This is a genomic window from Kineosporiaceae bacterium, assembly GCA_016713225.1.
Lineage (GTDB): Bacteria > Actinomycetota > Actinomycetes > Actinomycetales > Kineosporiaceae > JADJPO01.
This window is the reverse complement of sequence record JADJPO010000005.1, coordinates 303,394-317,981: the sequence shown is the minus strand read 5'-3', so window position 1 is coordinate 317,981 and position 14,588 is coordinate 303,394. Positions and strand designations below refer to the sequence as shown.

Genomic DNA, 14,588 nt, shown 5'->3' with positions numbered 1-14,588 from the left:
CGGGCGCGACAGAGTCGGAGTCCTACTCGTAAGATTCCTACATGCGCGTTACCGACAAGGGACAGGTCACCATCCCCAAGCAGCTCCGCGACGACCTGGGCATCGGGCCGGGCACGGAGGTGACGTTCGAACCCACCGACGAGGGCATCCTGATTCGCCGGTCCACGCAGTCCCCCAGCCGCGGTCGGCGCCTGGCCGAACAGCTTCGAGGCCGCGGAGACGTCCCCCTGAGCACAGACGAGATCATGGCGCTCACCCGGGGACCGGGCGAGTGAGTGCGACGCTCGTCGACTCCAACGTCCTGCTCGATCTGCTCACCGAGGACCCCACCTGGTTCAGCTGGTCGGCCGCTGCTCTCGCGGAGGCGGCCGACACCGGCCCGATCGTGATCAACCCGATCATCTACGCCGAGGTGTCGATCCGGTTCACCACCATCGAAGAGCTGGACGACGTCCTGTCACCACGGGACGTCCACCGCACCGCGCTGCCATGGGCTGCGGCCTTCTTGGCAGGCAAGGCCTTCACGACCTATCGGCGCCACGGTGGTGTCCGCACCAGCACCCTGCCGGACTTCTTCATCGGCGCCCATGCCGCCGTCGCAGGCCTGACCTTGCTGACCCGGGACGTCGCACGCTATCGCACGTACTTCCCCACCGTCCGGCTGGTGGCTCCCTGATCGCGCCGACGCTGAGTGCCTCGATCAGCTGACCGCGAGCAGCTCCCGCGCCGAGATCGACAGCACGTCACTCAGCCGATCGATCAGCTCGTCGGCCGTGGCGTCGTCCATCACCAACGGTGGCGCGATCAGCAGCCAGTCGCCGAACCGGCCCTGGTTCTGGCGGCGCGAGTAGAGCAGCAGGCCCCGGTCGAGGCCACGACGCAACACCACCGCGGCCGGGTCGGCCTCGGCCGGGAACCTGGCCTGCGTGGCCGGGTCGGCCACCAGCTCGACCGCCAGCAGTGCCCCGCGCCCGCGCACGTCGCCGATCACGGGGTTGTGCTCGGCGATGGCCTCCAGACCGGCACGCAACCGGGCGCCGAGCTCGGCGCCCCGCTCGACCAGCGCCCGATCGACGACCTCGTCCAGCACGGCCGAACCGACGGCGCAGGCGATCGGGTTGGCATCGTAGGAATGCGAGACCTCGAAGCCGAGGCCGTGCGCGAGTTCCTGCGCCACAGCCTGCGGCACCAGCACCGCCCCGAGCGGCGCATAGCCCGCGCCGAGGCCCTTCGCCAGCGTGACCAGGTCGGGCCGAGCCGCCGGGTCGTGGTGCGCGGCCAGGAACGCCCCGGTGCGGAACGCCGTGACGATCTCGTCGAACACCAGGGCGAACCCGTGCTCGTCGGCCAGCGCGCGCAGCCGCCGCGCGAAGGACGGGTCGGGCACGTTGACGCCCGTGGCCTGCCCGCCGATGGGCTCGATCAGCAGGGCGAGCAGCCGGTGCCCACCGATCTCGTCGATCAGTGCCTGCAGCGCCGCGATACTCGCGTCGGCGGCTGCCCGCGGGCTGGGAGCGCGGTAGGTCAGCGGCGCCGGGATGCGACGGCTGGGCACGGTCATCGGGTCCCAGGCGGCCCGGCCCCCGAGGTCCCCGTTCAGGCCGAGCGTGTGCACCGTGGCGCCGTGATAGCCGGGGTTCAGCGTGACCAGCACGGTCCGTTCCGGCTGGCCGCGGGTCAGCGCCAGGCTGCGGGCCAGCTTCACGGCCATCTCGTTGGCCTCGGACCCGCCCGAAGTCAGGTGGACGTGGTCGAATCCCGGGCCGGCCAGGTCGGCCAGCCGGGCCGAGAGCTCGGCGTTGGCCGGGTGTCGGGTCGTCTTGGAGTAGGTGTAGGTCAGGGTGCGGGCCTGCGACGTCATCGCCGCGATGACCCTCTCGTTGCCCTGGCCCAGCAGCGCCAGGAACGGGCCGGAACACGCGTCGATCAACGGGCGACCGGCGTCGTCGATCAGGTGGACCCCCTGCCCGGACACGATGGTCGGCAGTCGCCGTGAGGTGGCCAGGGAGAAGAACGCGTCCTGGGTGTTGCCCGGTCGTCGCACCCTCGCGACGCTAGCGCTCGCCGACGGGCGCAGTCACGATCGCCGCTGCCCCGCCAGGCGGTCGAGGGTCACCGTCAGATCCGTCACGAAGGCCTCACGCACGTCGGGCGGGATCAGGTCGAGCGACAGGTACGGGTTGAGGTCCTCGACCTCGACCAGCAACAGCTCTCCCGTCGCGGTGCGACAGGCATCGACCCGTTGGATGCCGACCTCCAGGTCGTTCCAGTCGACGAAGCGCTGGGCGAACGCCAGATCCGCCGAGCTCGGTCGGTAGGGCTCCAGCTGCCACCGGTGCTCGGGCCGAGGCGCGTACAGCGCGTACCGGAAGGCGCCGTCCAACAGGTAGAACGAGATCTCGTGGACCAGGTCGATCCGTGGCTGCACCAACAGCCCACCGTCCAGCGCCGTGGCCGACAGCTCCTCGGGCGTCATCACGCGCAGGCCCACCGAGTCGGACCCGGCCTTGGGCTTGACGACATACGCCTCCGCCGCCGGCAGCCGATCCAGCTCGGCTCGGCGATCCACCGTCGGGATCACCGGGTACCCGGCCGCGAACAAGTCGATCAGGTACTGCTTGCCCAGCATGTCGGCCTTGCCGTGCAACGGGTTGTAGACCCGCACGCCCTGCGCCAGGGCCTGCGCCCGGAAGGCGCGGTAGGCGTCGAGATAGTGGACGGCGGGCCCGCTGTTCCGCACCAGCACCAGGTCGAAGTCGCCCATCAGGGCAGCGGCGTCCCGCGGGTGGCACGACGCGACGTCGAACGTCTCGCGCAGCCGCGCGGCGAGCCAGACATCCTCGTCGCCGTAACGGCGGCCCTGGGCGGGGTAGGCCAGGTCGGTGACGAACAGGATGCGGGCTCGCGTGGCCATCGGACTCCTTCGGCGCAGGAGCCCACATCCTCTCGCTGGACGCCCGTCAGGGGCGCACCACCCCGGCGCTGCCGCCGCCGCGTCGGGTCGGCTCGGCCGCGGCCAGCACCCGTCCGTCGCGCAGGAACTCCACGCCGGTGGCAGCTCCGATCTCCGGCGTGGCACTGAAGGTGTGGCCGAGTGCGATCAGACCCGTTGTCGCGAACGCCGGTTCGGCCTGGGACGACGCGCCGTTGCGCTCGCTCACCCGGGCCGCCGCGATCGCCTCGGGCAGCGTCATGCCGAGGTCGAGCCGGTTCACCAGGGTCTGCAGCACCGTGGTGATGATGGTTGCCCCGCCCGGGGACCCCACGGCGAGAAGCGGTTTGCCGTGGCTGAGCACGATCGTGGGTGCCATCGAGCTGCGGGGGCGCTTGCCGGGTGCCGGCAGGTTCGGGTCGCTGCCACCCTGGGTGTCGGTGAAGTTGAAGTCGGTCAGCTCGTTGTTGAGCAGGAACCCCCGCCCCGGCACGACGATGCCGCTGCCACCGGTCTGCTCGATGGTCAGCGTGTAGGCGACGACGTTGCCCCAGCGGTCGGCCACGGTCAGGTGGGTGGTCGAGAGGCCCTCGTGCCCGGCGTCGCTCGCGCCCGTCGCTGCGCCGGCGCACGTCGTGGCGTAGGCACCGTCCGGGCTGCCGGGGGCGATCGGCCGCGTCAGGGTCGAGGTGGGACTGATCAGGCAGGCGCGTTCGGCGGCGAATCCGTCGGAGAGCAACTGCCGCAACGGCACCGAGACCGCGCCCGGGTCACCGACGTAGCGGTTGCGGTCGGCGAAGGCCAGCCCGCTCGCCTCGAGGTAGCGGTGGAGCGCCTGGGTGCGATCCAGGCGCGACAACGACGACCGCTCCAGGATGTTCAGCGCCTCGGCCACGGTCGAGCCACCACTGGACGGCGGGGCCATGCCGTAGACGTCCAGCCCGCGGTAGCCGATGTGCGTCGGAGCGCGCCCGATGGTCCGGTAGGCGGCCAGGTCGGCCTGCGTGATCAACCCGGGCCGGACGACGCGGGTGGCCGCCGGGTCGACCGGTGGTGACTGTGCGGTTGTGACCAGGTCGGTGCCGATGGCTCCGCGGTAGAAGGCCTTCGTGCCCTGCTGGGCGATCAGCCGGTAGGTCGCCGCCAGGTCGGGGTTGCGGAACACACTGCCGACGGACGGCGGCGCTCCCCCGGGCAGGAACAGCGCCTTGGTCGCCGGGAAGTCGGCGAACCGGGCAGCGTTGTCGGCGGTCTGCTGGCGGAACGTGGCGTCGACCGCGAACCCGTTCTGCGCCACAGCGATCGCCGGCTGCAAGGCCTGCCGCAGCGACAACGATCCCCAGGACGACAGGGCGCTCTGCCAGGTGGCCAGCGTCCCCGGAACCCCCACCGACAACCCGCTCGTGACGGCGTCGGCGAACGGGATCGCCACCCCACCGGGGGCGAAGCTGTCGGCACGCATCGCCGCCGGGGCGCTCTCCCGGCCGTCGAGGGTGTGCACGCGGCGGTGCCTGGCGTCGTAGTACACGAAGAACCCGCCACCACCGATACCGGCCGAGTAGGGCTCGGTGACACCGAGGGTCGCGGCGGCGGCCACCGCGGCGTCCACGGCATTGCCGCCACGACGCAGCACGTCGACGGCGACGCGCGTGGCGTCCGGATCGACCGTGGCCGCTGCTCCCCCGTGGCCGACAGCGGTCGGCACCTTGGCCGGTGTCGACGCCGACGCCATGAGCGCAGCAGTGGCCGGCGAGGTCGTGGCGGCCGCCGCGGCGCCCTGCACCCCCGTCGCGGTCAGGACCACCGCCAAGGCGCCGAGCAGGGTCCCCCGCGCCGTCCGCGCCGTCCGCGCCCTGTCTGTCGGTCGTTGCCGGGCAGCTCGTGTGGCGTGACTCGTGACTCGGCTCATCGTCGTCCCCTCGCCGTCCCGCTCGACTCAGAAATCATCCCCAACGGGGCATATCCCCCAACATCCCACACGTTCCGCCGGGGATCACCCCCAGAGCCGCGCCATGATCACCATTTGGACTCCGCGTCGCGGGGTTTCCGTCCCGGATCCGGATGCCAGATCGTGATCATGGGGTGGGTGTGACGAAGACACGACCCACGTCCTGGCTCCCGACCACCGAACGCGGCAGGGTAGGAGGGTGACTACCTCTGCCGCCCCCCTGGTCAGCACCCGTCCGGAGTGGGCCGCGCTCGCCGCCCACGCCCAGGCCCTGCGCGACACCCCTCTGCGCGAGCTGTTCGCCGCCGATCCCACCCGCGGCGACCGCTACACCGTCGAGGTCGCCGGGCTGCACCTCGACTACGCCAAGCACCGGATCACCGACGAGACGCTCGATCTGCTGGTCGCGCTCGCCGAGGCGGTCGACCTGCGCGGGGCAACCGCGCGCATGATGACCGGCGCGAAGATCAACGTCACCGAGGGCCGCGCCGTCCTGCACACCGCCCTGCGCGCCCCGGCCGACGCCGACATCGAGGTCGACGGGCACAACGTCGTCCCGGACGTTCACGCCGTGCTGGACTCGATGGCGAGCTTCGCCGACCAGGTGCGCAGCGGCGCCTGGACGGGACACACCGGCAAGGCGATCACCACGGTCGTCAACATCGGCATCGGCGGCAGCGACCTCGGCCCGGCGATGGCCACCTTCGCCCTGGCGCCGTACGCCGCGCAGCACCTCGACGTGCGGTTCGTCTCGAACGTGGACGGCGACGACATCGCCTACAAGACACGCGATCTGGACGCCGAGACCACCCTGTTCATCATCGCCTCGAAGACCTTCACCACCCAGGAGACGATGACCAACGCCGCCAGCGCGCGGGCCTGGCTGCTCGAACACCTCGGCGCAGGCGCCGGGGCCGACGCGGTGGCCCGCCACTTCGTCGCCGTCTCGACCGCCGCCGACGAGGTGGCCGCGTTCGGCATCGACACCGCCAACATGTTCGGCTTCTGGGACTGGGTCGGCGGTCGCTACTCGATGGACTCCGCGGTCGGGCTGTCGCTGATGATCGCCATCGGGCCGGAGTCGTTCCGCGATCTGCTGGCCGGATTCCGCGCCGTCGACGAGCACTTCGCCACGGCCGACTACCGGCAGAACGCCCCGGCGCTGATGGGGTTGCTGGGCATCTGGTACGGCAACTTCTTCGGCGCGCAGAGCCACGTGGTGTTGCCGTATGCGCAGTACCTCGACTCGTTCGCCGACTACCTGCAGCAGCTCGACATGGAGTCGAACGGCAAGTCGGTGACCGTTGACGGCCAGCGGGTCGACTACGAGACCGGCCCGGTGGTCTGGGGCACGCCGGGCACCAACGGCCAGCACGCCTACTACCAGTTGCTGCACCAGGGCACGAAGCTGATCCCGGCCGACTTCATCGGGTTCGTCCACCCCGGCGACGAGGTCGGCGTGCACCACGACCTGTTGATGGCCAACTTCTTCGCCCAGACCGAGGCGCTGGCGTTCGGCAAGAGCGCCGAGGCGGTCGCGGCCGAGGGTGCCACCGGAGCGCTGATCGCCCACAAGACGTTCGAGGGCAACCGGCCGACGACCACGATCCTGGGCGACAAGCTGACCCCGTTCACGCTCGGGGCCCTGATCGCGCTGTACGAGCACAAGGTCTTCACCCAGGGCATCGTGTGGGGCCTGAACTCCTTCGACCAGTGGGGGGTTCAGCTCGGCAAGGTGCTGGCCAACCGGATCGCCCCCGAGCTGACCGCGGACGCCGTCCCCGACCTGGCGCACGACTCCTCGACCAACGCGCTGATCCGCCGCTACCGCGCCGCCCGGGGTCGGGCCTGACCTCGTGAGGTGGGGTGGTCGGGCTCACTGTGCGGGTGGTCGGGTCACTGTGCATCGGTTGCTGCCACTGTGACTGCCGCACAACACCAGCAGAGTGACCGCTGCAGCACTCAGTGGCTCCGACGCGGCGCGAAGGGGTCGCGACGAGCCCGACGACGCGTCCACAGACCCACGACCTGACACCGTCATCCACAGGTCGGCACGACCGGGCAACGACTCTGTCCGCGGCCAGGCAGGCTGCACCACATGGCGGTCTCCCCCACGTCCTCACGTGTCGTCCTCAGCCGAGAGAGCGGATTCGACGTACTGGCCCTCGCCGGTGACGGGCTCTTCAGCTCGACGACCGCGGGTGCGGCGGGAATTCACCCGAGCGTGCTCCGACGGGCCGTGAGCCAGGGCCGTGTCGTCCGGTTGAGGCGTGGTTGGTATGCCCTGGCCACATCCCGCCGGACCCCCGAGGGCTGGCACGAACTGCGACTCCGGGCCGAGCTCGCCAGCCGATGCCCAGGGCTGATCGCCACGCACGACAGTGCCCTCGTGGTGCTCGGCCTACCCGTGCGCCGTGACCGGCTGGACGCCGTGCACCTGGGCCGAATCGACGCGGGTCCCACCAGTCGGCGGTCGCCACGGGACAGCTCGCCCGGCGCCGGAGCCGGCTGCCCGACATGCGTCGTCCACCGGGTTCCCCCGTCCGCGCAGCACGATCGGCAGTGTGTCGAGCCGGGCTTCGCGGTCGTTCAACTCGGCCTGGACGCCGGCCCCGGCGAGGCTCTGGTCGCGGCCGACGCTGCACTGCGCCGAGAGCTGATCTCAGCGACCGATCTGTCGCGCGCAGTCACGGCCTATCGACGGACACCGGGGATCGCGCAGGTCCGCAGGGCCGTGGAATGGGCCGACGGCCGGGCCGAGTCACCCGGCGAGTCACGGCTGCGCTTCGTCCTGCTCAGCTTGGGCTATCGGGTGGAGCTACAGGCCGAGGTGTCGGCCGAGGGGCACACCTACCGCGCCGACTTGCGTATCAACGGATCCCGGGTGCTGGTCGAGTACGACGGGCTGGGCAAGTACGACGACCCCAGCGAACTACGCCGTGAGCGCTCGCGCGAGGCAGCCCTGCGCTGCGACGGCTGGGAGTTCGCGCGCTTCGGCGCGGGCGACCTCGACACCCCTGAGCTGGTGAAGCGCCGTGTCGACGCGGCGCTCAGGCGTGTCAGCGGCGCTCCTTCCTGACCGCATCGAGCCTGACTGATCACTCGCGACTATCACTGGCGCGCGACCTGACGCACTGTCATGACGGCATATCGGCAGGACAGTGCACTACGCCCTGGTCAGTGCGCGCTTGCCCGTCACAGCGCCGTTCAGGTGCCGGAGAACAGCCTGCGCTGGCGTTCGCGCCAGGATCCGGGCGCGAAGTAGCGCACGGTCCAGGTATCGGTGGGGTCGAGGTGAGCCATCGGACGCCGCTCGCCCTCGTTCAGCGCCACGCCCTGCGTCATCGCGCGGAACGTGAAGTGGGTGAACAACCGGTGGTACTCGGTGAGGTAGATGTCGGCCAGTCGCCGAACGGCCCGGCGGGACGTCGCGCGGGTGCGCCCAGGGCGGATCACCACGGTGTTCTCCTCGTTGGTGGTGGTCGAGGCACCCGAGTAGTTGGCCGAGCCCGTGATCAGCGTGGGGTCGTCGGTCAACGGGTCCACCATGATGATCTTGGTGTGAATGTACTTGACGTGATTGTTGAAGCCGCTCAGGTGCTCGGTCGCCCACTGATCGAGGCGACCCGATGCCAGGTGGCTGCCGGTCGAGATCCGCACGTTCTGATCGACCCGAGGGATGGCCGCTTTGCGCGGCGGCACCTTCTCGAGCAGCACCGTGCGCACCAGCGGCCGCACCACGCCCAGCTTGTCGCGGAACACCTGGTGCAGCCCGAACGCCCCGGTGATGTGCGCGGACGACGCGCCGCCGTCGAACAGCCCGGCGTACCAGTCGAGCAGCGTCGAGGTGGTGGCCCGCGGCGAGAACACCGCCGTGATCCCCGCACCGGCCGGCACCACCTGAGGCGGCGGCGCCTGCTCGTGGACGACGCGCAGCCGGGTCGTCGGGACGCCGTCCGCCAGCTGGTGCCACTCGTCGAGGAAGGACTGGGCCACCGACCGGTCGCGGATCAGATGGCCGACGTTGGAGTGGCCGAACACCCCGCCCCGGGTCAGGTTGGTCGACCCGGTCCAGACCGCGACCGGGCGCCCCTGGTGAGTCAGCACCAGGAACTTGTGGTGGTGCAGCGCCCCCTTGTTGGGTGCTGTCCGCCAATGGATCACACCGTCGACGTCCAGACCGTGGGCCGCGGCCGCTGCGTGAGACTGCTCCGCCGTCCGGTCGTCGTCGTCACCGTCACGTCCGGCGCTACCCGCCGGGTCGCGGTCGCGCCCGTGCACCACCAGCTGGACGTCGACCCCACGGGTGCGAGCATCGGCGAGCGCGGCGAGCCCCGCGCCCCAGGTGAATTCGTAGAACGCCCCGCGCAGCCCCCATCCCGGTCCGAGCGCCTCGGCGCAGTAGGCGATGAAGGCCTCGCCCAGCCCCCGCGAGAGCCAGACCATGGCCGGGTGGGAGTCCGGCAGATCGGCTCCCGGCACGAAGTCGGGGAAGCGCCGACGAAAGGCCTGTGACCCGGCCACGCCGCGGTTGAACCACACCCCGTGGACGCCGTCGTCCGGCGCCTCGGTACGCACCCGCACCGTGCTGGTGGCCAGCGGGTGCAACGCCCCCGGCGCCCCACCCATGGCCGAGACCTCGTAGCTGTAGTCGTGGTTCGGTTTCGCGCTGTAGTCACCCCACTGGAAGTCCTGGATGGGGTGCTCGCGGGTGCTGTAGTCCGACCCCGGCGGCGGATCGGCCACCACGGCGTCGAAGGTCTTCATCCCCCGAAGCCACGCCGTCTCGCCCTCGGTGTGGTCGATCCGCCGGATGCCGAACCCGAGGCAGCCCGCCGGATCGGCCAGGTTCAGGCCCAACAACACCGTGTGAGTACCGGCGATCGCCTGCACGGTCAGTCCACCTGCACTACGACGTGCTCGCATGACCACTCACCGTAGGCAACATCGCGACCGGTGACCAGCGCGGACGCGGTGGAACCGGATCACGACCCGGTTGTCGTCCACGCCCGGAACCGGACGTCGAACCCAGCGCCCTGCGGCGAGGCCGCCATCGGACCGACCGAGACCGGTAGGCCCGGGGGCAGATAGGCCAGGCGATGCGTGGTCCACACCTCGAGGCCGGTGCCCGTCTGAGTCTCCCCCAGCGCGTACTGCACGGTCAGGGCATCACCGTGACGGCGCAGCTGCAGCCTCAGCACGCCCCCCGGCTCGAGCCCGTGCACCGGGCTGGTGCTCCAGTCCGAGACAGCGTGGGTCACCACCGTCGACATCATCGGCACACCGTCCACCAGTTCGATGCCGCACTTCACCCAGCGCTCGGCGTCCAGGCGCACCATCAGGCCGGCCTGGTCGTACTGGTCGCGGTAGTCCCCGATGACCTCGACCTGACAGGTGAACTCCCCCGGGACCCGAACGCCGTAGTGATGCCCACTGTCGCGCACGAACCCGTAGTGGGTACGTCGCCAGAAATCGGTGTCGGGATCGGTGGTCAGCACCAGGTCGCTGCCGGCATGGCGCCAGCGGGCAGGTTCGTTGAGCCACACGGCTTCACGGTCGGCGGAGGGCATGACCACAGTCTGGCCCTCGCCGCAGCGCGTCGCCCAGCGATCGCCGCCAGGAAGGGGGCAAATCACTGTGCCGACGGGGCGTCAGGCGCCGAGATCCACGACGTCGGCGAGCTCGGTGAAGAACCGATCGACGAACCCGTCCACGAAAGCGGCCCCGCTGAGCACCAGGAAACCCGGGCCGAACGGTCGCACCGGGCAGCTGCCGGCGACCTGCACCGCGGTGAGCTGTTCCGGGCCGAGCCGGGGCAGCACCGCAACCAACCGCTCCAGGTCGAGGAGCACCCGCTCTCGCTCCGCCGCAGTCCGCCACTCGTGCAGCGGCCAGATGCGTTCGGTGGCCGACAGCTCGCTCAGCGGCGGAACCCGACGTGAGGCCGACCCGCGCACCCACAGCTCCTCGATCCACGCGAGGTCGGCCGCGAACTGCGCCACGTCGCGGTAGTAGGCCAGATGCGCGTTGAAGGGCAACGGATCCCCGACGTCCGTGTGCAGCCGGACCGACGCCGGATCGACCGCGACGACGACGTCCTGCACCAGTCGCACCAGCAGGTCCCGGTTGCCCGCGCGGTCGGCGGCCTCGGCGGCGGGAATCTCGCCCCCGGGCGTGTGGAACGGCCAGACGGGATCGAAGGTCAGCCACGCCGCGCCGTCGTCGCGTTCCTCACCCTGCCGGAACGCCGGCCCCCAGACGGCGACGCGCAGCGCCAGCTGGGGCGGCGGCTCATCGGGATCGACGGGCTCTGCGGGAAAGCGCCGACCCCGCAGCAGGGTCGACGCGGCCAGCCGCACGTCGGCTGCGTCGAGGCGACCGAACTGATCTCGCAGCTGCGCACCGCTACCGGGGCTCTCCGCGACGCGGACCCTGTTGGTCCCGTTGAAGTCCGCTCGGTGCACGGCAGGCGACGACCAGGTGCCCGAGTGCTCGGGCAGGCGTTCGACGGACCGGGTGAGGGCATCGAAGAGCGCGGCCGGCGGAGCGGGTCGGTCGACGCGCACCACAGCAGTCAACGCAACGGACATCGTCCTACAGTGCCAGAGCTGCTCACCCGGTACGACGGGAGTGCTGACGCGTCCGAATCAGCCGTAGAAGACGCGTTCCACCACCGAACGTGCGCGACGCGTGGTGCGTTGGTAGTCCTCGTCGAGCTGGGCGACCGACCCCGGCGGGTACCCGACGATGCGGGCCACCCCGTCCAGCTCGATGCGCTTGGTCGGGAAGGCGTCCGAGGGCCGCCCACGCCACAGCACCGTGGCGTTGCGCACCCGGGAGGCCAGTCGCCAGGCTGCCAGCAACGTCTCGCCGTCCTCGGCATCGAGCAGCCCGGCGGCGACCGCGGCGATCAGCCCGGCCACCGTCGAGGCGTTGCGCAGTGCAGGCACCGACCCCGCGTGCTGCAACTGCAGCAGTTGTACGGTCCACTCCACGTCGGCCAGCCCGCCGCGGCCCAGTTTGAGATGGCGCAGCGGGTCCGCGCCGCGCGGCAACCGTTCGGACTCCACCCGGGCCTTGATCCGGCGGATCTCACGCACCGCCGCGTCGTCCAACCCGTCGGCCGGCCAGCGCAGCGGGTCGATCATCTCGACGAAGGCCTGCGCCAGAGCCTCGTCACCCGCGATGGGCACGGCGCGGGTCAGTGCCTGGGCCTCCCAGGTGAGCGACCAGCGCCGGTAGTACTCGCCGTAGGACTCCAGCGTGCGCACGAGAGGGCCGTTGCGTCCCTCGGGTCGCAGGTCGGCGTCCACGTCGAGCGCCGGATCGGGCCCCGGGGCGATCAGCAGCCGGCGGAGCTCGCCCGCCACCGCCATGGCGGCGTCATGGGCCGACCGCTCGTCAGCCCCCTCCAGCGGTGCGTGCACGAACATCACATCGGCATCGCTGCCATACCCCTGCTCGCCACCGCCCAGGCGCCCCATGCCGACCACCAGCATGCGAGTGGGCAACGTGCCGCCGTAGCTGCGGGCGACGTGCTCGGAGGCCGCGTGCAGCACACCGTCGATGGTCGCCACCGCGACGTCCGACAACGCCCAGCCCACCTGATCGAGATCGATCAGGCCCGCCAGGTCGGCGATCGCGGTGCGCAGCAGTTCACGCCGCCGGACGCCGCGCGCCGCCCCGGCCGCGTTCTCCAGCGCGGCCTTCGACGCCTCACCGGCGTGCCGGTCCACGGCGCGCCGCATGGCCGCCACGGTCGCCAACCGCGAGCGCGGCACCAGCTCGCTGTCGTCACCGAACATGGCGACCGACTCGGGACCCCGCTGCAACATCTGGGTCACGAACTGGCCCGAGGCCAGCACCCGGGCCATGCGCTCGGCTGCGGCACCGGAGTCACGCAGCATCTTCAGGTACCAATGGGTCGTGCCCAGGTCGTCACTGACGCGACGGAATCCCAGCAGTCCGGCGTCCGGGTCGGCACCGTCGGCGAACCACCCGAGCATCACCGGCAGCAACTGGCGCTGGATCGCTGCCCGGCGGCTCACGCCCGCGGTGAGGGCGGACAGGTGCCGCATCGCGCCGGCCGGGTCGCGATAGCCGAGCGCTGCCAGCCGGGCATTGGCCGCCTCGGGGGTCAGGCGCACCTCGTCGGTGGTCAGCCGTGCCGCCGCCGCCAGCAGCGGCCGGTAGAACAGCTTCTCGTGCAGCCGGCGCACCTCGCGTGCGTGCAGGCGCCAGGTCTGCTGCAGTTCATCGGCCGGCTTGCGCCGGTAGCCGAACGAGCGCCCGATCCAGCGCAGTTCGGTCGCGGAGTCCGGGACGACGTGGGTGCGCCGCAGCCGATGCAGCTGGATCCGGTGTTCGAGGGTGCGCAAGAACCGGTAGGCACGGTCGAGCTCGGCCGCGTCGTCCCGGCCGACGTAGCCGTAGGCGCTGAGCGCCTCGAGCCCCTCGAGGGTGTTGCCGGTGCGCAATCGCGGGTCGATCCGGCCGTGCACGAGTTGCAGCAACTGCACGCTGAACTCGACGTCGCGCAGCCCACCCGGACCCAGTTTCAGTTGCCGGTCGGCCACTTTGGCACCGACGTGGGACTCGACCCGGCGCCGCATCGCCTGCACGTCCTCGACGAAGTTGGTGCGCTCGGCGGCCCGCCAGATCATCGGCGCCAAGGCCTCCAGATACTGCTCGCCGAGTGCCCGGTCACCGGCCACCACGCGGGCCTTGAGGAGCGCCTGGAACTCCCAGGTCTGCGCCCACCGCTGGTAGTAGCTGACATGGCTGGCCACGGTGCGCACCAGTGGGCCGGCCTTGCCCTCGGGCCGCAGCGCGGCGTCCACCGGCCACAACGTGCCCTCGGGTGTGGAGGCCGAGCACACCCGCGCGAGGGCGGCCGCCAGTTTCGAGCCGGTGGCCATCGCCGCTGCCTCGTCGCCGCCCTCGACCGGTTCGGCCACGTAGATCACGTCGACGTCACTGACGTAGTTGAGCTCACGGCCACCGCACTTACCCATGCCGATCACCGCCAGCCGGCAGGGCTCGGCCCCGTCGGGCAGCTCGCGACGGGCCACGGCCAGAGCGCTCTCGAGCGCTGCGGCAGCCAGGTCGGCCAGATCACGGGCCACCTCGGGCAACGCCGTCGCCGGGTCGTGCGCGACCAGGTCGCGCCCGGCGATGGCGAGCAGCCGGCGTCGGTAGGCCACCCGCAACGCGTCCGTCGCAGCGGTGAGCGGCAGCGTCGCCACCGGTTCGTCGTCCTCGGCCCGCGCCCCCACGGCGGCCAACAGCTCGGCCCGCATCTGCTCGGGTGAGGCGGGCTCGACCTCGCGCAGCACCGTCCAGTGCTCGGGGTGACGCGTGAGGTGATCACCCAGGGCGTGCGAGGCACCCAGGACGGCGAGCAGCCGGTCGCGCGCGGGGCCACCGGAGCGCACCGCCGCCAGCAGCGCAGCGGGATGGGCGTCGTGGTGCACCCGCGAGGACACCGAACGGGTGCCGGCCGGCGAGGTCCGGCCCAACTCCTCGAGCATGCGGACCAGGGCGAGCAGCGCGCTGTCGGGGTCGGGGGCCTCACCCAGAGCGCTGAGCACGCCGTCGTCGAACAGGTCCTCCAGCGGGTCGATCAGCCCGGCCAACGCGGGATCGGCCAGCAAGACCTCGGCCCGATCCGGCTGCGCGAAGGACAACCGCGCCAGGCGTGCGGCCAGG

11 protein-coding genes are annotated in these 14,588 nt (G+C 71.4%); 4 read left to right on the top strand and 7 right to left on the bottom strand.

From position 1 onward, the window contains the following. Positions 1 to 41: 41 nt before the first annotated feature. Positions 42 to 275 carry an AbrB/MazE/SpoVT family DNA-binding domain-containing protein gene (locus IPK24_20310; GenBank protein MBK8077831.1) on the top strand — a complete coding sequence of 78 codons (234 nt, stop codon included), beginning with the start codon at positions 42 to 44 and terminating at the stop codon, positions 273 to 275. Next, entirely contained in the window at positions 272 to 676 is a 405-nt protein-coding gene (locus IPK24_20305; protein MBK8077830.1) for a type II toxin-antitoxin system VapC family toxin, read from the top strand. Before IPK24_20310 ends, IPK24_20305 begins: the two co-directional genes overlap by 4 nt. Positions 677 to 700: 24 nt before the next feature. Here the strand turns inward: IPK24_20305 and IPK24_20300 are convergent, their stop codons facing one another. From IPK24_20300 to ggt, 3 genes are read right to left on the bottom strand one after another with little or no spacing between them, the layout of a single operon-like run. Beyond that, positions 701 to 2,044, bottom strand: a complete 1,344-nt coding sequence (locus IPK24_20300) for an aspartate aminotransferase family protein (GenBank protein ID MBK8077829.1) — start codon at positions 2,042 to 2,044, stop codon at positions 701 to 703. Positions 2,045 to 2,077: 33 nt separating this feature from the next. Beyond that, on the bottom strand, positions 2,078 to 2,914 hold the full coding sequence (locus IPK24_20295) for a hypothetical protein (protein MBK8077828.1): 837 nt from the start codon (positions 2,912 to 2,914) through the stop codon (positions 2,078 to 2,080). A gap of 46 nt (positions 2,915 to 2,960) precedes the next feature. After that, a complete protein-coding gene (gene ggt / locus IPK24_20290; GenBank protein MBK8077827.1) occupies positions 2,961 to 4,664 on the bottom strand; it encodes a gamma-glutamyltransferase in 1,704 nt (567 codons plus the stop codon). A 415-nt stretch (positions 4,665 to 5,079) separates the two neighbouring features. On the opposite strand from ggt, the gene pgi reads away from it, so the two are divergent. Continuing rightward, complete coding sequence (pgi, locus tag IPK24_20285; GenBank protein ID MBK8077826.1) at positions 5,080 to 6,732, top strand: glucose-6-phosphate isomerase; 1,653 nt, start codon at positions 5,080 to 5,082, stop codon at positions 6,730 to 6,732. 246 nt (positions 6,733 to 6,978) lie between these two features. Then, positions 6,979 to 7,959: a type IV toxin-antitoxin system AbiEi family antitoxin domain-containing protein gene (locus IPK24_20280; GenBank protein ID MBK8077825.1), complete on the top strand. Its 981-nt coding sequence runs from the start codon at positions 6,979 to 6,981 to the stop codon at positions 7,957 to 7,959. 128 nt (positions 7,960 to 8,087) lie between these two features. On the opposite strand, the gene IPK24_20275 is transcribed toward IPK24_20280, so the two are convergent. From IPK24_20275 to IPK24_20260, 4 genes are all read right to left on the bottom strand, one after another. Next, on the bottom strand, positions 8,088 to 9,806 hold the full coding sequence (locus IPK24_20275) for a hypothetical protein (protein MBK8077824.1): 1,719 nt from the start codon (positions 9,804 to 9,806) through the stop codon (positions 8,088 to 8,090). A 59-nt stretch (positions 9,807 to 9,865) separates the two neighbouring features. Further along, complete coding sequence (locus IPK24_20270) at positions 9,866 to 10,450, bottom strand: DUF1349 domain-containing protein (GenBank protein MBK8077823.1); 585 nt, start codon at positions 10,448 to 10,450, stop codon at positions 9,866 to 9,868. Positions 10,451 to 10,531: 81 nt separating this feature from the next. After that, positions 10,532 to 11,470 (bottom strand): hypothetical protein, encoded by a 939-nt coding sequence (locus IPK24_20265; protein ID MBK8077822.1) that lies wholly within the window; start codon positions 11,468 to 11,470, stop codon positions 10,532 to 10,534. Positions 11,471 to 11,527: 57 nt separating this feature from the next. Continuing rightward, positions 11,528 to 14,587, bottom strand: a complete 3,060-nt coding sequence (locus tag IPK24_20260) for a bifunctional [glutamine synthetase] adenylyltransferase/[glutamine synthetase]-adenylyl-L-tyrosine phosphorylase (GenBank protein ID MBK8077821.1) — start codon at positions 14,585 to 14,587, stop codon at positions 11,528 to 11,530. Position 14,588: the final 1 nt, after the last annotated feature.